This is a genomic window from uncultured Marivirga sp., from assembly GCF_963974845.1.
GTDB classification, from domain to species: Bacteria; Bacteroidota; Bacteroidia; order Cytophagales; family Cyclobacteriaceae; genus Marivirga; species Marivirga harenae.
Genome location: NZ_CAXBEQ010000002.1, coordinates 449,150 through 472,226, shown reverse-complemented (window position 1 = coordinate 472,226; position 23,077 = coordinate 449,150). Strand labels below are relative to the sequence as shown.

17 protein-coding genes are annotated in these 23,077 nt (G+C 36.2%); 15 read left to right on the top strand and 2 right to left on the bottom strand.

From position 1 onward, the window contains the following. Window positions 1-226: 226 nt before the first annotated feature. From AAC601_RS06530 to AAC601_RS06505, 6 genes are all read left to right on the top strand, one after another. Window positions 227-796 (top strand): sigma-70 family RNA polymerase sigma factor, encoded by a 570-nt coding sequence (locus tag AAC601_RS06530; RefSeq protein ID WP_303271129.1) that lies wholly within the window; start codon window positions 227-229, stop codon window positions 794-796. Continuing rightward, window positions 793-1,542 (top strand): energy transducer TonB, encoded by a 750-nt coding sequence (locus AAC601_RS06525; RefSeq protein WP_340152824.1) that lies wholly within the window; start codon window positions 793-795, stop codon window positions 1,540-1,542. Before AAC601_RS06530 ends, AAC601_RS06525 begins: the two co-directional genes overlap by 4 nt. After that, window positions 1,539-4,007 (top strand): gliding motility-associated C-terminal domain-containing protein, encoded by a 2,469-nt coding sequence (locus tag AAC601_RS06520; RefSeq protein ID WP_340152823.1) that lies wholly within the window; start codon window positions 1,539-1,541, stop codon window positions 4,005-4,007. Before AAC601_RS06525 ends, AAC601_RS06520 begins: the two co-directional genes overlap by 4 nt. A 6-nt stretch (window positions 4,008-4,013) precedes the next feature. Then, on the top strand, window positions 4,014-5,501 hold the full coding sequence (locus tag AAC601_RS06515; protein WP_340152822.1) for a PorP/SprF family type IX secretion system membrane protein: 1,488 nt from the start codon (window positions 4,014-4,016) through the stop codon (window positions 5,499-5,501). Window positions 5,502-5,534: 33 nt separating this feature from the next. Beyond that, window positions 5,535-6,311, top strand: a complete 777-nt coding sequence (locus AAC601_RS06510) for a TIGR00266 family protein (protein ID WP_303271124.1) — start codon at window positions 5,535-5,537, stop codon at window positions 6,309-6,311. A 177-nt stretch (window positions 6,312-6,488) separates the two neighbouring features. Further along, complete coding sequence (locus AAC601_RS06505; RefSeq protein WP_340152821.1) at window positions 6,489-7,604, top strand: histidinol-phosphate transaminase; 1,116 nt, start codon at window positions 6,489-6,491, stop codon at window positions 7,602-7,604. A 5-nt stretch (window positions 7,605-7,609) separates the two neighbouring features. Here AAC601_RS06505 and AAC601_RS06500 read toward each other — a convergent pair whose 3' ends face one another. Next, entirely contained in the window at window positions 7,610-8,257 is a 648-nt protein-coding gene (locus AAC601_RS06500; protein WP_340152820.1) for a DUF4230 domain-containing protein, read from the bottom strand. A gap of 47 nt (window positions 8,258-8,304) precedes the next feature. Between AAC601_RS06500 and AAC601_RS06495 the strand changes: the two genes are divergently transcribed. Both AAC601_RS06495 and gldJ read left to right on the top strand, forming a co-directional pair. Beyond that, window positions 8,305-9,327, top strand: coding sequence for a radical SAM/SPASM domain-containing protein (locus tag AAC601_RS06495; protein WP_303271120.1), 1,023 nt, complete (start codon window positions 8,305-8,307; stop codon window positions 9,325-9,327). A gap of 205 nt (window positions 9,328-9,532) precedes the next feature. Next, complete coding sequence (gene gldJ, locus AAC601_RS06490; RefSeq protein ID WP_303271119.1) at window positions 9,533-10,738, top strand: gliding motility lipoprotein GldJ; 1,206 nt, start codon at window positions 9,533-9,535, stop codon at window positions 10,736-10,738. Between the two features lie 104 nt (window positions 10,739-10,842). Here the strand turns inward: gldJ and AAC601_RS06485 are convergent, their stop codons facing one another. Then, entirely contained in the window at window positions 10,843-11,439 is a 597-nt protein-coding gene (locus tag AAC601_RS06485) for a LemA family protein (RefSeq protein ID WP_340152819.1), read from the bottom strand. Between the two features lie 147 nt (window positions 11,440-11,586). Here AAC601_RS06485 and AAC601_RS06480 point away from each other — a divergent pair, with 147 nt between their 5' ends. The 7 genes from AAC601_RS06480 (at window position 11,587) to AAC601_RS06450 (ending at window position 23,072) form a co-directional block, all read left to right on the top strand. Next, a complete protein-coding gene (locus AAC601_RS06480; RefSeq protein WP_340152818.1) occupies window positions 11,587-12,720 on the top strand; it encodes a serine hydrolase in 1,134 nt (377 codons plus the stop codon). 7 nt (window positions 12,721-12,727) lie between these two features. After that, the gene (locus AAC601_RS06475; RefSeq protein WP_303271115.1) at window positions 12,728-12,913 is read left to right on the top strand and encodes a hypothetical protein; all 186 of its coding nucleotides are present in this window, start codon (window positions 12,728-12,730) and stop codon (window positions 12,911-12,913) included. A gap of 229 nt (window positions 12,914-13,142) precedes the next feature. Next, complete coding sequence (locus AAC601_RS06470) at window positions 13,143-16,283, top strand: hypothetical protein (protein ID WP_340152817.1); 3,141 nt, start codon at window positions 13,143-13,145, stop codon at window positions 16,281-16,283. Next, window positions 16,280-17,737 carry a hypothetical protein gene (locus AAC601_RS06465; protein WP_303271113.1) on the top strand — a complete coding sequence of 486 codons (1,458 nt, stop codon included), beginning with the start codon at window positions 16,280-16,282 and terminating at the stop codon, window positions 17,735-17,737. The genes AAC601_RS06470 and AAC601_RS06465 overlap by 4 nt, the downstream gene beginning before the upstream one ends. After that, window positions 17,700-20,870 (top strand): High-affnity carbon uptake protein Hat/HatR, encoded by a 3,171-nt coding sequence (locus AAC601_RS06460; RefSeq protein WP_303271112.1) that lies wholly within the window; start codon window positions 17,700-17,702, stop codon window positions 20,868-20,870. The genes AAC601_RS06465 and AAC601_RS06460 overlap by 38 nt, the downstream gene beginning before the upstream one ends. After that, on the top strand, window positions 20,857-21,888 hold the full coding sequence (locus AAC601_RS06455; protein WP_303271111.1) for an outer membrane beta-barrel protein: 1,032 nt from the start codon (window positions 20,857-20,859) through the stop codon (window positions 21,886-21,888). The genes AAC601_RS06460 and AAC601_RS06455 overlap by 14 nt, the downstream gene beginning before the upstream one ends. Then, window positions 21,885-23,072 (top strand): hypothetical protein, encoded by a 1,188-nt coding sequence (locus AAC601_RS06450; protein ID WP_303271110.1) that lies wholly within the window; start codon window positions 21,885-21,887, stop codon window positions 23,070-23,072. The genes AAC601_RS06455 and AAC601_RS06450 overlap by 4 nt, the downstream gene beginning before the upstream one ends. Window positions 23,073-23,077 lie beyond the last annotated feature (5 nt).

Genomic DNA, 23,077 nt, shown 5'->3' with positions numbered 1-23,077 from the left:
ATTAAGACATCATTAAGGCTATTTTGTTTAAAGTAGCTTGCTAAAAAAGTGCAGGTTTTGAATGGAAAAGTATGTTTTAAGTGTATGTATCTCTTAATTTAAGCAATTTTAGACAGATTGCCTAAAACGTCTTTTTGGGCAATTCGGATTATTTGCAAATTTCTTAGGGAAGTGGTGTATCTTTTTCCTCTTGACTGCATTGTATAGACAAATGAAATAAACCAAGTTGAACGAACTGATAAAATATAGCGAAAAGTTAATGCAAGAAGCCTCTGAAGAAGAGTGGATCGAAAGGGCGAAGGAAAATCCGAGATGGTTTGAGCCTTTATACGACAAGTATTTTGCATTGATTTTTAAGTTCTTATTCAAAAGACATGCTGATAAGGCTGTAAGCGGGGAAATCTGCTCTGAAGTTTTCTTTAAGGCCTTGATGAAGATCAAATCCTACAAAGACCGTGGTCATCCTTTTTCTTCATGGTTGTATAAAATTGCTTTAAATGAATCCAACCAGTTCTTTCGAAAGCAAAACCTTCAAAGAACTATTCCTATAGAATTACTGCAGTCGGAAATTTTCTTCGATGAGTTCCCACTTGAAGATTCAGAACAACATTTAGAACAATTGAAAAGAGCTATCAAAACGCTAAGACCAAAAGAGCTGGAAGTAATCGAATTACGATTTTTTAACGATCTATCCTTTAAAGAGGTAGGATCTGTGCTGAATATTACAGAAAACAATGCAAAGGTTAAATGTTATCGAATTCTGGATAAGCTTAGAATAAAAATGAAAGTAAAATGAGAAATAGATATCAATATACCGAACGCTTATCCAGCCTGTCTGAGGAGGAAGTGGTTCAATACAAAGACTTTAAATCTATTTTGGACAAACGAACTGAACATTTGCACAGAAGACAAGAATTTCGAAAGAAGCTGTTGAAAGCAGGCGTTTCGATCGCAATCCTAGCTGCAATTTCTACGGCACTGATCCTTTGGGAGAAACCCTCATCTAAAATGGATGAAGTAGTCGCCATTGAACTTCAGCATACTGATAAATTGATACTAAAAAATCAATCATTTAAAATCGAAATACCTAAGTCCAAGCAAACTGTAAATCCAATTTTACAGTCAGTACCTCAAATCTCATCTGAAAAGGAGACGCTGAAGGCAAATAGAGAGGATAGAGCATGGGAAGAGGAAAGCAGTGATAATCCGGATTTCCAACTGGGCTATGAAAGAGCAGTCCCAATTGTGGGAATGGATTCACTATCAAAATACTTGAATACCAATCTTCAATATCCCGAAGAAGTGGATAAAACCGAAGGCGTTGAAGGCTCTGTAAATGTAATCTTTAGAATTTCTGAAGCAGGAGAACCGACACATATTGAAATTCAGAATTCCTTAGGAAAGGCTTTCGATGAGGAATGCATCCGCTTGATTTCTAAGATGCCAAAATGGAAGCCAGCTACGAGAAATGGTAAAGCTGTGGACTCAAGAGTAAGCTTACAGCTATCTTTTAAAATTGACACAGAAAATACAGAGAAATGAACAAGCTATCAACCTTAATTTATGCGCTTATTTTTATAAATCCAGTTTGGTTATGTGGACAACAACTAAATAAAATAGATTCTGCACAGATTCCTGCCGAGAAAATTGTAAACTCTAACTGGCTTGATATCAATAACAATTCAATTCATGAGCTGGTCCTACAATCAGAAATAGGAGAAGATAGTACAATTTTGCTATCATTTGATTGGACAATCCAACGAGTAGATACTCTAAATAATCTGGTTCTAAGTTCCAATCCAGTTCAAATTAACGATATGGACAACAATAATCAATTGGATATTCTAGGATATACTCGAGACAGTGTAAATGATCTTAGCCTCACTATTTTGTATCAAGATGCTGGTGGCTTTGAAAGGGTCTTTCAAGAAAAATTTGAGGGTCTCCAAAAATTCTTTATTCAGGATTGGGACAAAGATGGACTGAAGGATTTGCTTCTGCTTCAGGAAAGTAACGATTCATTAGCTTTATCAATTTTGAAGAATAGTCCTGAGGGGATCGATACTGAGCAAGACCTGTTAACAAATTTGGCCCAGAATACTCAGCTCAACTTTTTGGATATAGATCAAAATGGTAGAATGGATATTTTACTTACTTCTAATAATTCCGTTTTGCCGACTATTCCCAAATTAATTTTTAATCATAAGGATTCAATAGAAACCAGAGAGTCAAAACTTCCAAAAGCGTCTTATAGTAGCATAGGTTTAGGAGATTATAATCATGATGGGAAGATGGACTTTTTTGCATCTACGGTTGCAAATGAGAACACTGCTGATCTTGCTGTTTTTATAAATGAAAATGCAGATTTTGAAAACAGCGTCTCTATCGATTTTCAGGATTTTAGTCCAAAGTTTAGCTTTTTGGCTGATTTTAATTCAGATGGCTTAACAGATGTTTTCGTAAGTGATACGCTCAAATCAACAATAATTTATCAAGGTATAGAAAATGAAATAGCATCTGAGATTATTCCAGATTCAGAGAATAGGATTTTCAATTTTTATGATGAGGATTTAGATGGAGACTTGGATATTTCTGCAATTTCGAAAGAAGCTAAGGATAGCTTGGGCGTTTCTATGGATCTAATAGATAATCAAACTCCTCAGGAAAATCTTCCTCCATCAGTTCCAAGCTTTCATACTGCTTTTCAAACCTCAGAGGGAGTAATCATCGTTTGGAATGATGCTCAAGATGACCATACTTCAGCAAAAAACATTTCATACGACCTATTCATCGGGAAAAATTCTTATAACACTGAAGTCCTAGCTCCTAATTTTGACATTAATAGTTCCCAAAGATTACAAACTGCTAGAGGGAACAATTTTTATGGAAATGAATTGAAATTTGATTCGATTTCAGCTGGCCAATATAGCTATGGAATTCAGCCAATCGATAATTCTCTTACCAGTAGAGTAATTGCAGGTTTATGCCCTCCAGGGTCAGGAGATCGATATATGGCTTATGGTGAATTTGAAATTTGTGAATCTATTGGGGAAAGCACGATCAAAACTTGTCTGGACAGTGAAATAGTTTTGGGGGACTCTTCTAAAGCTCGCTATTGGTATTCAGAAGAAGAAGGTTTCTTGGGTATATCAGATTCACTTCTTTTTACTGTAAAATCTGAGGATATCATTTATGCCAGAGATGTTGAATTCACGGATTGCGATAGCTATCATGCTTATACTATCAATATCATTGAAGAAGGTAATTTTGAATCGGAAGATATTGTCCTTTGCGAAGCTGATGAAATTGAATTGAATTTCAGTGGGGATGCCGATAGTATTAAGTGGTACTCACAAACCAAGGGATTTTTATCTGATGATTTTAATACTAGTATTCTCTTTGAAAATGAAGACCAAGTAAGATATGAGGCTTTTTTTAATGGATGCCTGATTGAAGGAGGGTTTTCAGTTCGTTTTGATAACAGCCAGGTGGAGATTACCAACAAAAGTTTCCAAATAAAAAGAGGAGGCAGCGTTCAATTGAACGCAACGGGAGCCATGAATTATGACTGGTTTCCTGCTATTTCCTTGAATCAGGATAATATTTCAAATCCAGTCGCTTCACCCGAAGTCACCACAAAATATATTGTTAGGGGGACATCACAGTTTGGGTGCACTTCTCAAGATACAATTGAAGTCAAAGTACTTCAAGAAGCTTTTATCCCTGAATTGTTTACACCAAACGGTGATTCTAGAAATGATCGGCTAAGGATTTTCGGACTGGCAGATATTGCTGAATTTGAATTTGTAGTGTTTGATCGAGAGGGAAATGTGGTTTTTAAAAGCAATAATGCGAGCAAAATGTCAACCACTGGTTGGGATGGTACAAAGGGAGGGAACAAAGCAGAAGCTGGAGTCTATTTTTGGCAAGTCAGAGGTCAATTTAAAGACGGAGAACCCATAAGGTTGAATGGTCAAGAAAAAGGCAAAGTCTTACTGAGTAAATAATCCAGAATGAAGAAAGTTCTATTCACATTATGTTTGGGTTTTATAGGGGGAGGCTGCTTTGGCCAAAATTTTATGCATGCTTTGTATGATTATACCCCAAACAGGGTAAATCCTGCTCTTGCCTCTTCTGACAATTATCAAAAAGGATTATTTATTTTTCGAAATCAGTATGCATCGAAGGACATAAAATTCATGACTTCTTATGCAGAGGGAAATCACCCTATTTTTAATGAAGAAAGAAGGTGGTCGGGAGTTTCAGTTTCTTTATTGAATGACCGGAACTATGGTGCTCAAATCTATAGCCTAAACCAAATTAGTGCTTCATATGCTATTAACGTTCCACTTCAAAAATACTCGGAATTTTCGATTGGACTGAATTCAAGCTTTCAAAGTAAATCTCTCAATACCCAGGGATTAACTACGGGAAGCCAATACGTAGAATATTTCGGCTTCGATCCTGATCTGCCAAGTGGTGAGGGCCTAGGCACAATTAACAAAAACTATTTTTCTTTCGCCTTTGGATTATCGTGGCAAAAATTAGACCGCTACGGAAAAACACTATTTTCAGCAGGATATGCTTTACATAATCTAAATAGACCGGAAGATTCGTTTTATGAAAGTAATGTGAATAAGCTGCCGTTTGTATCAATTTTAACGGCTTCAGCCACCTTAATGGAAAATTACCAATGGCATATTAAACAAGATGTGTTTTTGAGACATGCCGGCCCCGTAACTGAACTCGTGACGGGTCCATCGTTTCGGTATGTTCTCGGAAATATGGGGACGGAATCAATAAGAAGCATGCTACGGTATTCTTCTTCTAACAACATCATGCTTGGTGCAGTCTATGAATCTCAAAATTTCGCCTTTGGTGGAAGCTTTGATTTTAACGTTCTGAAAAACAATGTCAGTAATAGCGGAACATTTGAAATCATGCTGTCAATCAAGAGACTCAAAAGACCAAAGCGGAAAAGTAATTTGAGATTTAATTCTAGCAATGCTGAAAACGAGGTAGAGCGAGAAATAGAAAAAGAGGATAATTTTTCTACCAGTTCCCCTGTGGAAAATGAAGATAAGCAAAATGAAAAAGAGAAGGAAGAAAAAATAACCGTAAAAACAGAAGCGGGTACAATCACTTATTTGCCACATGAATTAGAAGATCTCAATTACAGTTTTCAATTCGATTTTGATGATTACAATCTTAACCAAAAAGACGAGCAGTATATCAAAGAGATGACGGAAATTATCCGGCAAAATAAAAGAGTCAAAGTGAAATTAGTAGGGCATACTGACAATGTGGGGACAGAAGAATATAATATGGAATTGGCTTTTGAGAGAGCGAAGAAAATTGGAATTATTCTTTTGAAAAATGGAGTGCCAAAGCGAAAGATAAAATTAGTATCAAGAGGAGAAGGTCAACCCATCTCAACAAATAAATCTAGTGAAGGGAGAGCCAAAAACAGAAGGGTTGAGATGCAATTGGTTTATGAATAATTTCTTATTTTAGCCATCAAAAATTTACAAATTATGCATTCACAATCACATGAAGTAGATTATAAGATTTTAGGCGATGGCGTTCAATTGGTTGAAATTGAATTAGACCCACAGGAAACAGTCATTGCTGAAGCAGGCGCGATGGTTTATATGGACGACTCCATTCAATTTGATACTAAAATGGGCGATGGCTCAAATCCCAATGAAGGCTTTTTAGGCAAATTAATGTCGGCCGGAAGTAGGATTTTTACTGGAGAATCTTTGTTTATGACCCACTTCACTCACCGAGGACAAGGTAAAGCGCATGTTGCTTTTGCAGGACCCTATCCTGGAACCGTTATACCTCTCGATTTAAAAAACCATTATAATAATGAGGTTATCGTTCAAAAAGATGGATTCTTATGTGCAGCCATGGGTACCAAGGTTTCCATTACATTAAACAGAAAGATAGGCTCAGGCCTCTTGGGAGGTGAAGGCTTCATCATGCAAAAGCTACAAGGAAATGGAAAAGCATTTGTACATGCCGGTGGAACTGTAATTGAAAAGGAATTAAATAATGAGACTTTAAGAGTAGATACGGGATGCGTGGTCGCCTATGAATCATCCTTAGATTTTGATATCCAAACAAGTGGGGGTATTAAATCGATGCTATTTGGTGGAGAAGGCATATTTTTGGCCACTCTAAAAGGAACTGGTAAAGTATGGTTGCAATCCATGCCGATTAGAAAATTGATTCAAGCTATAGCTCCTTACAGTAAGAATTCCCGAAAGGAAGGGGGCTCTCTATTAGGCGAATTCTTAGAGAGATAAGATTTTAATTGGCAGAGGCAAATCGGACTGCTTCTGCCTTTATTCTGATGAATATTTTTATGAAACTAATTTCAGCATGAACTTGAATAGTTTCTGATGAATAGTAATGACCTATCCTTCTCAATGTCAATTAATTAGTTTTTATCACTATATTAGTAGAAACTAATCCCCTCCAAGATGAAAAATATTGACAGAAGACAATGGCTGAAATCAATTGGTCTCGCGGGCACTATGGTGTTTATCAACCCAGCCAATATGTTGTCAAGTGATAAGCAACATTCCTTTGCTACCTCCAAATCTGGATTAATTAGTCTAACGTCAAACGAAAATCCTTACGGTCCTTCACAAAAGGTTAGAAAAGCGATTACTGCATCCTTTGACAACACTTGTAGGTATCCTTTTGCCTACCTTAAAGCATTAGTGAGGAATATTGCCGAAAAAGAAGGAGTTCCTGAAAACTGTATTGTTGTAACTGGTGGTTCAACAGAGGGACTAAAAGCAAGTGGATTAACCTATGGACTTGGAGGTAGAGAAATAATTGCAGCCGACCCAACTTTTCAGGCCATGCTGAAATATGCAGAGAATTTTGGTGCTTATGTACATCGTGTGCCTGTAAATGATAAAATGGAACATGATTTGGAAGAAATGGCTAGCAGAGTAACAAGCAAAACTGGATTGATTTTTCTTTGTAACCCTAACAACCCAACGGGGACTTTACTGGATAAAGACAAGTTGAAAGACTTCTGTAATTCTCTCGAGAGCAAGGCAGTTATTTTTAGTGATGAAGCATATTACGACTATATAACTGATCCTGATTATCCTTCAATGGTGGAATTGGTAAAAGAAGGAAAAAATGTCATAGTGTCTAAAACTTTTTCCAAAGTTTATGGATTGGCAGGAATTAGAATTGGGTATTTGGTAGCTAGACCAGATATAGCCACGAGATTAAAGAGTAATGTAATGGCTATGACGAATGTCTTAGCAATTGCTGCCGCAAATGAAGCCATAAAAGATGATGAGTTTTATAAATTTAGTATCAGTAAAAATTACGAAGGAAAATCTTTAATTTACAGAACCCTTGACAAGCTCAAACTCTCCTATATCGAATCTCATACGAATTTTGTGTTCTTTCAATCCAATAAACATATCAGAGACTTAAGCACAGAAATGATGAATGCTGGAGTTGCTATTGGACGGCCTTTTCCACCCATGTATGACTGGGCTCGAATAAGTACGGGCACTATAGAAGAAGTAAATGCTTTTTGCCAGGCCTTAGAGAAGGTATACAGTTAGAATAACTAATCTAATTCGAATCTAATAGCATCCGGCTTCTCAGAAAAATTAAGAACAACTGTTACTCCAGTAATATTTTCTAAAAAGGGTTTAAGTACATTTCCACTCATAATTTTAGCATCGGCCAAAATTCCCGATTGCAAAGCGGCTTCTTTTACTTGTGCTTCCGCTTTGGCATACACTTCGTCTACAAATGCTCCTGCTTTTTTATGGTCTGAACTGGTCTTAAGATCATAGAACTTACTGTTTTCCAAATTCACTTTATAATAGCAAATTTCAGGTTGAGGCAAATTTACAATCAAAGTATCTTTTCTTAATTCGATATCTTCTTTTTTAATCTTTTGTAAATCAATACATGCCACGGCCTCACCCTGCGCTATTAAAATTGCCTTTTGATCTTGACCTCCCGGAATATAGAAATAACCTAAATCTAAATATCTCTTGGCCACATTTTCCATCTCCACGACTTCCTTATAATTGTACTTCACCAATTCTAATTTGCCCAGTTTTTCAATTTCCTGGAGCACTAAAGTACTTTCAATTTGAGTTTTTTCAGGCGTTGTGTAATTACCTAAGCGCCTTAGCCACAGAAAAACCAAAAGTACCAGCACAATTATCCACGGAATTAATCGAATGATTGCTTTAAAGTTCATGGGGATTTATTAAGTTCGTTTTTGCATTGAGCATTACAATAAAATATATGCATTTTAAAGATAGCCTTAATCTACTGAAAAAGATAACATTTAAAAAAGCAGTAAACACTTTTTCATTACTGTGGAGCTATCATCAGTCTAAATCTTCAGGCTATTCTAGAATTAAGGGCAAACCTATTTCTATTGCTATTGAACCCACTACCTCTTGTAATTTACGCTGCCCTGAATGTCCTAGTGGTTTACGATCATTTTCCAGACCAGTTGGTATGCTGAAAGCGGAGACCTTCGAAAATATGCTGTTACAGTTGAAAGAGCATTTGATTTACATGCTGTTTTACTTTCAGGGAGAGCCCTATGTCAATAAAAATTTTCTTGATTTAGTGAAAATTGCCTCAAAACATAATATTTATACAGCCACATCAACCAACGCCCATTTTTTAGATGAAGAAACTTCAAAAAAAACAGTGGAGAGCGGATTGGATAGATTAATAATTTCTATTGATGGCGCCAAACAGGAAACATATGAATCTTATAGAATCGGAGGAAAGCTTGAAAAGGTATTAGATGGTACCAGAAACTTGATCAAGTGGAAGAAGAAGTTGAAATCTTCCACTCCTCATGTAATTTTTCAATTTTTGGTGGTCAAGCCAAACGAGCAAGATATCCCGCAAATTTATGAATTAGCAGAAGAGTTAGGTGTAGATGAAGTGAAGCTGAAAACAGCGCAGATTTATGATTATCAAAATGGTTCACCCCTAATACCTAATAATTCTAAGTATAGTCGCTACAAAAAGTTAGAGAATGGTTTATATACTATTAAAAATAAACTATTAAACCAGTGCTGGAAAATGTGGCATAGTTGTGTGGTTACTTGGGATGGTAGAGTGGTACCTTGTTGTTTTGATAAAGACGCGACTCATCAGTTTGGAAATCTAAATCAAGAGAGCTTTGACAACATTTGGCGCGGAAATAATTATAATGAATTTAGGAATAAGCTTTTAATATCAAGGAGGGAAATTGATATTTGCACTAATTGTACGGAAGGTACAAAAGTTTGGGCAGAGGATTAAAGCAATAAAGCAAAATCGGCAGACGTTTTAGTGTAACTGATTTAAAATTATTACATATTGGTCGAATTTGTACTAAAATACTTTAAAATTTCATTTTAATAGTTGAATTTAGTGCTTTGTTAGGTTATATTTACCTAGTTTTTATATATTGCATTGATATATAAGTGATTAAACAGTGTTTATTAAACGAATACAATAACAGGATATGAAAAAGTGTGTGTTTAAAATCCAGTATGCCGTGCTTACAGTAGCAGTAGCTATTTTGTTTGCTTGCGGTGGAGGCAACCCGACAGCCAAAGGGCCGGGAGTGGTAAGTACGACCACAGGTTTAGAATATAATAGCGAAGAAGGCTTTCAGGTGGCTGAATTTCGTGGTCAGCCAGATGGTCCTAACTTAGTTTATATTGAAGGCGGTCGAACTGTATTAGGTTCTTTCGAAGAAGATATCCTTCATACTAGAGACAATATTGAGAGGACTGTAACAGTATCATCGTTTTACATGGATGAAACTGAAGTAGCCAATATCCATTGGTTAGAGTTCTTGCATTACGTAAAACTAGATTCCTCAAGAGATTATTATGAGTCTGTTATGCCTGACACTACCGTTTGGGCAAGGAAATTGGCTTATAATGACCCATATGTTGATCATTATTTAAGATATCCTGGTTTCCGTTATCATCCAGTTGTTGGGGTAACTTGGGAACAAGCTACGGAGTATGCTAAATGGAGATCAGTAATGGTAAATTATAAATTAGCTGAAGAAGCTGGAATTGAAGTTCCTGCTGAATCTGGAGGTCGAATTCCTTTGGAGACAGGAGTTGTTTTGCCAGATTATAGACTACCTACTGAAGCAGAATGGGAATATGCTGCAACTGCGTTAATCGGTACTCAATGGGTTGACGAAGTGCAACTGTACAAAAGAATCTATCCTTGGGACGGTCACTCATTAAGAAATCCTTACGGCAAAGAAATGGGTTACTTCTTAGCGAATTTCAAAAGAGGTAGAGGTGACTATGGTGGTATCGCTGGGAAATTAAATGATGGTGCTTTTGTTACTGATTATATATACAACTTTCCACCAAATGATTACGGGCTTTATAATATGGCAGGAAATGTAAATGAGTGGGTTTGGGATTTGTACCGTCCGCTTTCATTCCAGGATTTTGATGATCTAAATCCAGTTAGAAGAGACGGAACATTGGATCCTCAAAGCAATTACGACAATGGCGCTACAGATCCAAATGCAATCAACTCATTAATTAATGATAATATCCGAGTTTATAAAGGAGGTTCTTGGGCTGATGTAGCTTACTGGCTGTCTCCAGGTACTAGAAGATTTATAGAGCAAGATTCTGCTACAGCAACAATAGGTTTCCGTTGTGCAATGATTAGAGCTGGCGGAAATAAGTAAAAAAAGTATTCGTTTAACACAAGCAAAAAAGGCTTTCTCATCAGTGAGAAAGCCTTTTTTATTGTATTTAAGGGATAATAAAAACTTATGAAACCCAAGCTTAATTAGTCAAAGCTCACTTCTGGTGCCTGCTCTGCTCCTTGATCAGCTTCAAAATAACCCTTCTTGTCAAAACCGTACATTCCAGCCAACATCGCTTGTGGAAATTTTCGAATATATGTATTATAATCTTGCGTTACTTCATTAAAGCGTCTCCTTTCTACGGCAATTCTATTTTCCGTACCTTCCAATTGATCTTGTAATTTGATAAAATTCTGATTGGCTTTGAGGTCAGGATATCTTTCTACAACCACCATCAATCGAGATAATGCAGAACTCAATCCTTGCTGGGCTTGCTGGAATTGTTGAATTTTTTCTGGGCTTAAATCATCAGTATTTACATTGACGCCTGTTGCTTTTGATCTTGCTTCAATTACGCCCTGTAAAGTTTCCTGCTCAAAATCAGCGTATCCTTTAACCGTATTCACCAAATTAGGAATCAAATCAGCCCTTCTTTGATAAACATTTTCTACTTGCGACCAAGCGCCCGTAACTTGTTCCTCTTTTGTAACCATGTTATTGTAGGATCCTGCAAAAAGTCTGTAAAGTATAAATACTACAACGACTATTACGCCTATAGTTATTAAAAGTCCTTTTTTCATCTTAGTTTAATTAAATTTAGTTTTTGTTTCATGAGATAATCATTACGAAGGTAGTAGAGAAATGTTGAATAATAAATTCATTTCGTTTTCTTGGGGAATTTTGATTTTTGAAAGTGTATTTTTGCCCTTTCGTTAATTGTAAGTGTTATGATATTGAAAAAAATTGGTGGATTTGCCCTTTTGCTTTTCATCGTATTAGGAGTGATTTATTTCTTTTTACCTAATTATGCACAAAAAGCATTTCTCCATTTAACAGCTGATATAGATGATTATAAAATATTTGAAAACAGAACTATAGCTGCAAGCAACCCCCAAGCATGGGGAGAATCTACTTTGTACAATCAGTATGAAATGGGGCAAACCTACCAAGAAGAATTAGAGCGGTATGAAACTACCGCTTTTTTAATTGTGAAGGACACGGCACTTTATTATGAAAAATACTTCTTAGGTTATAATGAAAATGAAATTTCGAATTCATTTTCAGCGGCAAAGAGTATAGTCAGTTTGCTTATAGGAATAGCGATAGAAGAAGGTAAAATCAAAAGTGTTTTTCAACCAGTTGGAGATTTCGTGGAATCCTTTCGAGAAGGGGAGAAATCTAAAATTCTGATTAAAGATGTGTTGACGATGAGTTCAGGGATTCGATGGGATGAAGCCTACTTGAGCCCATTTTCTAAAACTACAAATGCATATTATGGTGATGATTTGAAGAAGTTAATTTCTGAATTAGAAGTGGATAATAATCCTGCGGAGGAGTTTGCCTATAAAAGTATTAATACTCAGGTTTTAGCTGAGGTTTTGGAATCTGCTACAGGTCAATCGATAAGTGATTATGCCACCAATCGACTATGGAGAAAAATTGGCGCAGAAACGGATGCACTTTGGAGTTTGGATAAAGAAGGTGGGATGGAAAAAGCATTTTGTTGCTTCAATAGTACAGCACGAGATTTTGCAAGAATTGGCCAGCTGGTTTTGAATAAGGGAAAATGGGATGAGGAACAGGTAGTTCCCTCTGAATATATTGAGATGGCGACTCAACCCGCTCAATTGATGAATGCCAAGGAAACTGTACCGCATTATGGATACCAGTGGTGGATTTTAGATTATAAGGGAAGACAGATCCCCTACGCCAGAGGAATTTTGGGACAATATATTTTTGTTCTTGAGGATAAAAATGCAGTTGTGGTCAGATTAGGTAAAAGCAGAAGTAAGTTTTATACAGACCAACATCCTAATGATGTTTACACTTATGTAGAAGTGGCTTATGAATTATTGAAATAGAAATGTAATGGAGTTTACGAAAATATTAAGGGTTATTTATTGGGTATTAGTAGCCATAATGATTATGGTATTCTACTATAGTTTACGCTATGCGGGCGAAGATGCAATGGAATACACTTTTGTAGCATTAGCCTTTTGGGTTGCTGCTTTTGTCTTAAATAGGTACATAAACAAAAAGAAATCCAAAGAGTAGATTTTTATGGTTTGCATGTAATTTGTCAGTAACTATATTAAAATGGTTACTTAATTATGCAATAATTAGAAAAATATTACTATTCTAAAAAAGATGTTGTAACACCTATTGTACGCCATCTGGATAATTTAACCACTCATCGAAATAAAAGTTACTTTATTCTAGATTAAATAGTACAATCCAGGTATTTGATTTATATTCGACTGCTACATTACACAACATCTGACCATTGAAAAAGCTGATTCTCAATGTATTAAATGCTGAAGACCAAGAGTCTAAAAGAGTATTTTTATTATTACTCATGGGATTCTTTATGGGCTTTTTTGTGTCAGGACTTTCCGTGGGTGCCGAGGCATTATTCTTGAATAACTTTAGTGAAGAAACAGATTTACCCCTGGCCATAGTTGTATCCGGGGCAATTGGAGTATTGGCTACATATCTTTTCAATTATTTTCAATCCAAGATTAGTTTTGTGCGATTAGCAGGCTATACGCTTTTAGTCATCTTCATTTTATTGATATCTGTTGAAGTAGCTTATTCGTACTTACCTAACGTATATCCTCTATATTTTATCACTTTCACCTTTGTATTGCCATTTACGTACTTGATTTTACTGATTTTTTGGGGTGCGTTTGGCAGGCTTTTCGATTTACGCCAATCTAAAAGAATCATTGGAGGAATCGATACTGGACAACTAACAGCATCAATTCTGGCATTATTAGTTATTATCCCATATTTATTGAACAGGCCTGATTTTGCAGAAGAGGACCTGATTACCATGAGTGTTATTAGCCTTGGGGGTATGTTTTTATCCTTTTTATGGCTGATGAATAGCTCGAAAAAATATTTGATTAGAGCTGGAAAAAATGAACTGGTTTCCTTCAAAAAAGTGCTAACAGACAAATATATGCTTTTGATGGTAGCATTTGTTTTAGTTAGTGTAGTAGCGGTAACTTTCATCGATTACTCTTTCTTTAGCGTTGCATCAGCGCAATTCAATGAAAGCAACTTAGCTACTTTTTTGGCATATTTTAACGGTACCATTATAATTTTCAGTTTTCTCTTCCAAACCTTTGCGACCGATAAAATTATTGCTTTGTACGGGCTTAGAGTATCGCTACTGATAAATCCAATCCTTATAATGATAATGGTAGGGGCGGCAAGTCTTATTGGTGCCAGCTTAGGCTTCACTCCAGATGATCCCAACTTTATCTTCTTCTTTGTCACTATTGCAGTAAGTAAGCTTTTTGTCACTTCGCTCAAGGATGCATTAGACGAGCCAGCATTTAAGCTATATTTTCTTCCCCTTGATGTTGAGAGCAGATTTGATATTCAAGTAAAAATTCAAGGAGTGGTTAATGCATTTGCTGGATTGCTGGCTGGTGCAATTATTATTCTACTAAATAATGTCGAGGTGTTCAATCTATTAACCATTTCTGTAGCAGTTTTGCCTTTGTTAGTGATATGGTATCTGGTGACCCGCAGAATGCACAAAGGCTATCAGACAACGCTTCAAGGAACATTAGTTCGAAATAAAGAAAAGAATAAGGTTGATGAAAACGAGAATTCAATTAGTAGGCTATTGCAGAAACAAGTGCAAAGTAAAGAGGAGCATAAGAGGCTTTACAGCTTGAAACTTATGGAAAAACTCGAGCCTGAAGAATTTTCAACTTTTAAGGAGAATTTTACAGGGGATGTTTCTCCTAAAATGAAGGAATATTTAGGAGACGGAAAATCAGCATTTGGCATAAAGTCAAATCTTACTTTAAAAAAATTAGCAGAGAAAGCACGCAAAGAAAACGAATCAAGAGATGTAACTCCGGTAAGTTTTGAGCAATTGAGTAGCTGGGCAAGGTCTTTAGATCCTAATAAGAGGTTATATACAGCCCGAATTTTCAGACAACATGCTGATGCTAAAAATGTATTTCTTTTATTGGATTTATTAAAAGATGCTAACATTGAAGTAAGAATGGAAGCCATCGAGACTGCGCGCCTCTTGAAAAGGCATGAGACTTGGAATGTGCTTATTGACATGCTAGATTCTGAAAAATATGGACATGCTGCCTTAGCAGCTTTGGTCGCTGCAGGAAAAGAAGTTCTGCATCATTTAGAATCTGCTTTTCATAAATCTGGTCAAACTGATAAAATCAGGATGGCGGTTGTTCGTATTATGGGTAAAATCGGAAGTGTTGAGGCAGAAAAATTATTACTTAAAAAAATTGACTATCCAGATAAAAGGATTGTTTATGAGATGCTGAATGGCTTTGGTTATGAAGATTTTAATGCACAAGGCAATCAAGCACAAATAATAATTACCTTAATTGAAGAGGAAATTGGCAAGGCTATCTGGAATATGGCCGCTATTCAAGAGCTTCCTAAGGAAGAAAGGTATGAAATTTTGAGGAAAGCCTTTAAAGAAGAATTAGGGCATAATTTCGAACAAATATTTCTATTTCTGTCCCTGGTTTACGATACGGAATCGGTTTCTTTAGTTAAAGAAAACATTCTTTCAGAAACTGCAGAGGGTATAGCCTATGGAATAGAATTGATGGATATGTTTATTGATTCGGAATTGAAAAGTAAGCTTTTTCCATTGGTCGATGATATTGGGATAAGTGAGAAAATTAAGGCCTTGGATCATTTCTTTCCAAGAGAACATTTTGAGCCTTTAAGATTGCTCAACAATATCCTTAACAGAGATTACAATCAAATTTCAAGGTGGATTAAAGCCTGTGCCTTATATAATCTCGCTTTCCAAAAAGATTATGAGCCCAATTATGCTGTAATAGCCCATGTCTTCAATAGCGATAGATTATTACAAGAAGTGGCCGCTTGGTTATTGTATCATAGGAAACCCAATCAGTTCGAAAAAGTGATTGAAAGGGTGGGCCAGGAAGATCAAGATGACCTGGTGAATACAATTGCGCACAATCAACTTGAAGATGGCTTGAATGATGGCTATTTCCTATTAGTGGAAATCGTTATGTTCCTCAAACAAATTGAAGTGTTTTCCAAAATAAATGGTGATCAGCTATGTGATTTGGCTGACAACACCAGGGTCATCAGAATGGAAGCAGAGGAGACCATAGATTTAACTAATCAGGAGAATAATGCCATTTATGTGGTAGCAGAAGGAAGCTTGAATCTGACTACAGAATTTGAGGCGGACGTTAAACTGATTCAGAATGATGTTTATGGAGAATTATTTGTTCCTGAGAAAAACCTTAAAGCCGAAAAATTAACGGCAGAAGTGCATTCCGTAGTTTTCCAATTAAATATCAATAATTTTTACTCCTTGATGTCTAGAAGCCAGGAGTTTACTAACCAATTGTTTACAGCAATAACCCAATATTATCAATCAAAAGTATGAATGAAAAATTAGAAATAAATATTATTTATGCTGAAGGGGACAATAAGCCCATTCTTGAAAATAGAGGATGGGTAAGCTATTTTGAGAAGTTCCTGTACATGATGCTTAAACAAACCATGAACAGGAAAATCCAAATTAATTTGTATGCCGATACTGAAGGAAATGATCCTGAACCGAATGGGGTATATATTCCAATCTTGTCACCTGATTTTATTTTATCAGGTGCTTGCTTAGATAGAGTCGAAAATCTTTTTTTGGACAATAAAATGGAGGTAATCCATGATCGAATTTTTCCTGTTTTTAAATCTCCATTAGCATATATCGATATTCCAGAAAAGCTTCGAGTGCTAAGAGGGTATATCTTCTATTTGAATAGTGAAAATCAAGAAGAGGAGCTATCAGATTTTTTCTCAAAAGAAGCGGAAAAAGGATATTGGATGAAAATGGTTGACTTGTGCTTTGATATCTATGAAACCATTTTGAATATGAACCATAAGAGTAAAGTTGACAAAGGGCATGGCCGAAAAGCAATATATTTAGCGGAAACAGGGCAAGATTTATCCGGGGCAAGAAACATTATAAAAAGAGAATTAACTAGGCATGGTTACGAGGTTTATCCAAAAAGCCTGCTGCCCCATAATGTAGCTGATGTGAAAAAATCGATCGAAAGTGATTTAAGTAAATCTTCATTTTCAATTCACATGATAGGATCATCCTATGGCACTATTCCTAATGGAACAGAAAGCTCCGTAATGGATATTCAAAATTCACTAGCATCAGAATTTGCAGAAAGAAACCCTCAAAAATTTAATCGATTGATTTGGATTAGCCCAACTTTAAAATTTGCAAGTGAAAAGCAAAAGTCTTTTATACATAATATTAAAAGGGATGATAAGGCATCGTTTGGTGCAGAAGTATTGCAGACCTCATTGGAAGATTTTAAAAATACGCTTTGGGAGGAACTGCTAGATAAAGGTTTGAATAGGAAATTAAGAAATAGCTTCAGAAACAAGGATCAAAGTAAAGCCATTATTTACTTAATTTATGATGAAATTGACATAAGCGATGTTGAGCCTATAAAAAAAGAAATCCTTCAAAACGATGTGGAATTGCTTGTCTTAGAGAATAATGGAGAGCTAATGGAATTGCGCAACAAGCATATTGATGCTTTGAAGGACATGGATGCGGCCATAGTTTTTCAAAAAAATGTAAATAACCAGTGGGTTTATATGAAACTTTTAGATTTGCTAAAAGCTCCCGGTTTTGGAAGATCGAAACCTATTTTGGGTAAGCTTTTTAAATCTGAAATAGCAAAAGGCACTGAGGATGAGTATATTAGCAGATATGAAGTTGAGGTAGACGTTAGTAATAATTCCAAAATTTTAAGTAAATTTATTAGTGACATAAAGTTGGCTTTTGAAAATAGCCAATCAAAACTGGCAGAAGAAAGCTAAAATGGAAGAGGAAAAACTAACCATATCGAATGCCCCTAAATCGCAATATGGAAAAAAGAGCAATCCTTTTCCTGGATTGCGTCCTTTCAAGATTGAAGAAAGCCATTTGTTCTTTGGAAGAGAAGGCCAAAGTGATGAGGTGTTATTGAAACTGTCCAATCATCGATTTGTGGGAGTTATTGGGCCATCGGGGAGTGGTAAATCTTCTTTTATCTACTGTGGAGTTTTACCTATTTTATATGGAGGGTTTTTGACAGGTCGATCTACAGATTGGGAGGTGGTTGTCACCCGTCCGGGAGCGGCACCAATTGACAATTTAGCACAATCACTTTTGAAAACTGATCTTATTGACAAAGAGCTTTCTGAAGAAGATAAGCAGATCAAACGGACGATTATTTCTTCACTTTTAAGAAGTTCATCGGTGGGCTTGGTTGAAACCATCATGCAGTTTAAAGGCGATAAGGAGAAGAACTACCTTATTTTGGTGGATCAATTTGAAGAACTATTCAGATTTAAGGATTCATCTAATATGCAGTCAGTAAATGAAACCTTAGCTTTTATTAATCTATTGATGGAGGCCATCAACCATGCAGATGTACCTATATATGTAGCAATCACAATGCGTTCGGATTTTATTGGTGAGTGCTCTCAATTTCCTGAACTAACCAGACAAATCAACGACAGCCAATATTTGATCCCTCAAATGACAAGGGAGCAAAAAAGGCGAGCTATTACAGGTCCAGTGGCAGTTGGGAATGCTGAAATTGCGCCTAGACTAACTCAGCAACTCTTAAATGATTTGGGAGATAATCCTGATCAATTGCCAATTTTGCAACACGCTCTAATGCGTACTTGGGATTACTGGAGCCACTTTAGGGATTATGAAAATGAGCCACTGGATATTAAGCATTATGAGGCTATAGGGACTATGTCCGAGGCCTTGTCAATGCATGCCAATGAAGCTTTTGAGGAACTCAATGACGAGCAACAAAGAAATTGTGAATTTCTTTTCAAGGCCATAACTGAAAAACGCGGTGGTGGGAGTTATGGAATCAGAAGACCAACTCAACTGAACGAAATTGCTGCTATTGCTAATACTTCTGAGGAAAAAATCATACAAGTAATAGAGAAATTTCGAGATCCCGGAAGGTCTCTATTAACTCCTCAATATGGGGTTCCGCTTCACAGTAATTCCATAGTGGACATTTCTCATGAAAGTATCATGAGAATTTGGAACCGCTTGAAAAACTGGGTGAATGATGAGGCAGATGCAGTAGCCATGTATAAGCGTCTGGCAGAGGCGGCCGATATGTTTCAGCAAGGAAAGACGAGTTTATGGAGACCACCTGATTTACAATTGGCCTTAAACTGGAAGGAAAAGCATAACCCTACTTTGATTTGGGGACAACGATATCATCCAGCCTATGAAAGAACAATTTCTTTCCTGGAGCATTCGGCAGAAGAATACGAAATAGAGCAAAGAGCGAAAGAACTAGAACAAAAAAGGAGACTAAGAACAGCTAGAGTAACGGCTTTTATAATGGCTGCTGCAACCGTGGTTTCCCTATTATTTTTGGTATATGCTTTTTATGAGCGTATTCAAGCCCAGAGAAACGAGGACTTGGCTAAAACAGAAGCGGCTCGTGCAAAAGAACAAACTAAAATAGCCAAGGATCAAACAAAATTAGCTGAGGAAAAAGAAAAAGAAGCGCAAAAGCAAAAAGATTTAGCAGAAGAAAGTGCAGAAACTGCTAGGATTGAAAAAGAAAGAGCTACTATGGCGGCAAAATTAGCTGAAGAAAGAAGAATAGCCGCAGTAAAAGCGGAAGGAGAGGCAAGTGAAGCAGCTATTGTGGCAAAAGAAGCAGAAAAACAGGCAAATCTTGAAAAAGAAAGAGCTGAGGATGAAAAAGCTAGGGCAGATCAATTGCGATATTTGGCCATAGCCAATGCTATATCTGTTAAATCAATGCAGTTGAATGATCCGCAACTACAGGGTCTTTTGGCACAGCAAGCCTATATTTTTAATGAGCGATACAATAAATATGAATATGATCCGGAAATTTACGATGGCTTATATTATGCGCTGAAGGAATTTAATCATCCGCTAACTCAAAAGATTGACGGGCATCTAAAATCGGCAAAAGTAGTTGTAGCAGGCATTTCGGACAATGAATTTTTCTCTGCGGGTTCACAAGGGAGTATCCTTAAATGGAATAAAGTAGAAAATCACTGGATTGCCGATACCATAGCGCCAATAAGAAATAGAAGAGTGGTTAAATCGATGATTTTTGATCATAATAACAATCATATTTATGCGGCTGGTCAATTTATTACTGATGCGGGTGAATCCGTTATTGAACGATATGATTTAAGCCAAAGTAAACCTTCACTTGAAGAAATAAGAGGAGTTAAAGGGGCATTTGTGAAAATGCGATTTGCGGATAATAAATTATGGGTATTGGATGAAGGTGGGAAGTCAATCAAATTATTGGATGAGGGTAAAAGCAAGAAAATCTTTCAATCTGAAATGAAAATTAATGATTTCATAGTGGATGAAAATAAATCATTTATTTGGCTGGCTACTGATACAGGAGAATTGACACGAATCGATAAAACAGGAGAAAACGATACTGTTTTATTTAAGGCTAAAAGTGCATTAAGCACCGTAACATCAAAGTTTAATTTTGTGGTTACCGGGGATGTGAATGGATCTGTAAATTTATTTGCTGATAATAATTTTTCGAAGCCAAATGCACTAACGGGTCATATTGGAGGAATTGATGAGTTGAAAATAAGTGAGAATGGATCGGCCCTGCTTTCAGCTGGTAAAGACAGGACAGTTAGAGTTTGGAATTTGTCAGAAATAACCCAGCCCCCCATTATTTTATCCGATCACAATGACTGGGTATGGTCAACTGACTTTAGTGCCAATAATGAATGGATTTTTTCTGCTTCAGAAGATGGAAGAATACATGTCTGGCCCTATTCAATTGATAGAATGGGAGACAAATTATGCGATGACTTAGATAGAAATATGACTCAGACGGAATGGGCAACCTATGTAGGTAGTGATTTGCCATATGAACAAACTTGTGAAAATTTAGAAAAGTTATCAGATGCAGGGGAATAAGATAATCATAGTGCTACTTTTATTTATGACCGTCTCCTATCATGGATTTGCTCAGAACAATTGTGTTCAAAATTTAAGGGACGCCAGAAACGCTTATGATGAAGGAAAGCTTCAAGATATGCCTAATTTGTTGTCAAAATGTATAGAAAATGGCTTTACAGATGAAGAGAAAGTGGAAGCCTTAAGGTTTATAACTTTATCTTATTTGTTCAGCGAAGAACAAGAAAAAGCGGAAATTGCCTACTTGCGACTTTTAAAAATTAATCCTGAATATCAAGTTAATGAGGAAACAGACCCTACTGAACTCATCATTTTATCTGAAAACTATGATACAGATCCAAAATTCTTTTATGGCTTAAAACTAGGTAGTAGTTATAATTTTATTGAAATCACTGAGTATTATCCGATGTTTGATCTAGCAGGTCGTGGCACTTATGAACCCCCATTTGGTTTAGGGGCGGGTTTATTTTTTCAATATCCAATTAATGATGATTTTACGGCCAATGCGGAAGTTCATTATAATTACAGGGGCTCTGTTTTAATTAGACCCACTGTAACGGACGAAGGAGGTAGTGGTGTACCTCAGACTATTACAGAAAATCAACAATGGCTTGAAGTGCCTTTATTGATAAATTATAAAATCCCATTTGTAAATAAGTTTTTGTTGGAAGTTACAGCAGGCCCATCTATCCATTACCTTTTATCATCCAATTTATCGGTTAACGGTATCGAAGAAATTAATAACTTGGATATGATTGACTTCAGAAATCAATTTAATGCAAGCGGCTTAGTGGGTTTGCGAGGAAATTTTAAGCAATTAGGTAGAAATTATATTACTGTTGAAGCGCTATTTCAATTTAGGTTTTTAGAGGAGGTAGATTTTAATAGTCCCGGCCGTGCACAACTGGATTATGATCTATTGCAAGCGGCTTATGCTGAAAATCAATATAAAGGACATGCATTCATTTTACGGTTTGGTTTTCGATTCCCTAGATTTAATCCTGAGTTAATCAAATGAGAAGTATAAAACAATACATATTAGTACTTGCAATCTTAACGACTGCTGTTGCCTGTAATACAGAAGAGAATCTTATTCCTGCATCTCAGGACGCTTTTATCAAAATTATAAAAGGTCAAGGTTCAGAAGTCCCTTTGAAAATTGAGAAATTATCTGATCAAAATCTCTTAGTAGTTTCCAATACTAGCATTTTCCAACAAACTAGCACGAACGAAAAAATAAGGGTACTGAAGTTAGATTTGGCTGGAAATGAAGTTTCAGACCCGAAATATTTTCCGGAAGAGACGAATCAGAACTGGAGTGCCGCTGATGCCATTGTTACAGCAGACAATAATATTGTTATTGGGGGTACTGTTGGCGATACAAGTCTCATTTTCTTTTCCCTGAATAGTAACTTGCAAATAGTGGATACTCAACATTACAAATTGGAGAATGCGATTTCCTATGAACTTAAAGGCTTTTATTTTGATGAATCCACTAACAAAATCATATTTAGTGGATCCGAAATTCAAGGAGATGAAGAAGGTGGAGAACAGCTTGGGTATACAATCTATGGGGAATTAGACTCCAATGATTTAAGCCTGCTAAACGTTTTTAGAAGTGAAAAGGCAAAAGAACTGCCCGCTACTATATTGTATCGAGATCTTAATGATAGAATTAATTGGGTATATAATAGCAGTTCTTCCACTTTTTTAAGAAGTAATACACCTCAGCTAAGTTTAATTGAAGAATTGGGATTTCTTGAATTTAAAGGAGCCACGAGTATTACCACTAGAAAATTAATCGGAACCAATGAAGGCATTGTTCTTTTTGGTGAATTTGATATCAGTAAGCAAACGCAATTGTTCTATAGTAAAGCTTATACATCAGAGTTTACGCCTTTTGGAGACAAAGGAAATCATCAATTGAACAATGTTAAAAAAATAGAATCCGGCTACTTGGTTACTGGCAAAACAGAAATATTGGAAGAAGGCGCCAATTCGCAAAGTGATTTTTTGATCTCAAGAAGAGGCCTAAATGGAGGGGAGGTATTCACCGAAACCTTTGGAAGCAATTCAGATGAACAACTGCACGATGCGGTTATGGTAAACAATAAGATTTATGCAATAGGATCCAGCATAATAGGAATTAACAATACCTTATTGTTATTGAAAATGGATGAATTCGGAAGGGTAAGTAATTAAGCTGT

Excerpts from the sequence above, each read along its gene's own strand:
- AAC601_RS06525 (WP_340152824.1), top strand. The coding sequence starts at position 793 with ATGAGAAATAGATATCAATATACCGAACGCTTATCCAGCCTGTCTGAG.
- AAC601_RS06520 (WP_340152823.1), top strand. The coding sequence starts at position 1,539 with ATGAACAAGCTATCAACCTTAATTTATGCGCTTATTTTTATAAATCCA.
- AAC601_RS06515 (WP_340152822.1), top strand. The coding sequence starts at position 4,014 with ATGAAGAAAGTTCTATTCACATTATGTTTGGGTTTTATAGGGGGAGGC.
- AAC601_RS06510 (WP_303271124.1), top strand. The coding sequence starts at position 5,535 with ATGCATTCACAATCACATGAAGTAGATTATAAGATTTTAGGCGATGGC.
- AAC601_RS06505 (WP_340152821.1), top strand. The coding sequence starts at position 6,489 with ATGAAAAATATTGACAGAAGACAATGGCTGAAATCAATTGGTCTCGCG.
- AAC601_RS06500 (WP_340152820.1), bottom strand. The coding sequence starts at position 8,257 with ATGAACTTTAAAGCAATCATTCGATTAATTCCGTGGATAATTGTGCTG.
- AAC601_RS06495 (WP_303271120.1), top strand. The coding sequence starts at position 8,305 with ATGCATTTTAAAGATAGCCTTAATCTACTGAAAAAGATAACATTTAAA.
- gldJ (WP_303271119.1), top strand. The coding sequence starts at position 9,533 with ATGAAAAAGTGTGTGTTTAAAATCCAGTATGCCGTGCTTACAGTAGCA.
- AAC601_RS06485 (WP_340152819.1), bottom strand. The coding sequence starts at position 11,439 with ATGAAAAAAGGACTTTTAATAACTATAGGCGTAATAGTCGTTGTAGTA.
- AAC601_RS06480 (WP_340152818.1), top strand. The coding sequence starts at position 11,587 with ATGATATTGAAAAAAATTGGTGGATTTGCCCTTTTGCTTTTCATCGTA.
- AAC601_RS06475 (WP_303271115.1), top strand. The coding sequence starts at position 12,728 with ATGGAGTTTACGAAAATATTAAGGGTTATTTATTGGGTATTAGTAGCC.
- AAC601_RS06465 (WP_303271113.1), top strand. The coding sequence starts at position 16,280 with ATGAATGAAAAATTAGAAATAAATATTATTTATGCTGAAGGGGACAAT.
- AAC601_RS06455 (WP_303271111.1), top strand. The coding sequence starts at position 20,857 with ATGCAGGGGAATAAGATAATCATAGTGCTACTTTTATTTATGACCGTC.
- AAC601_RS06450 (WP_303271110.1), top strand. The coding sequence starts at position 21,885 with ATGAGAAGTATAAAACAATACATATTAGTACTTGCAATCTTAACGACT.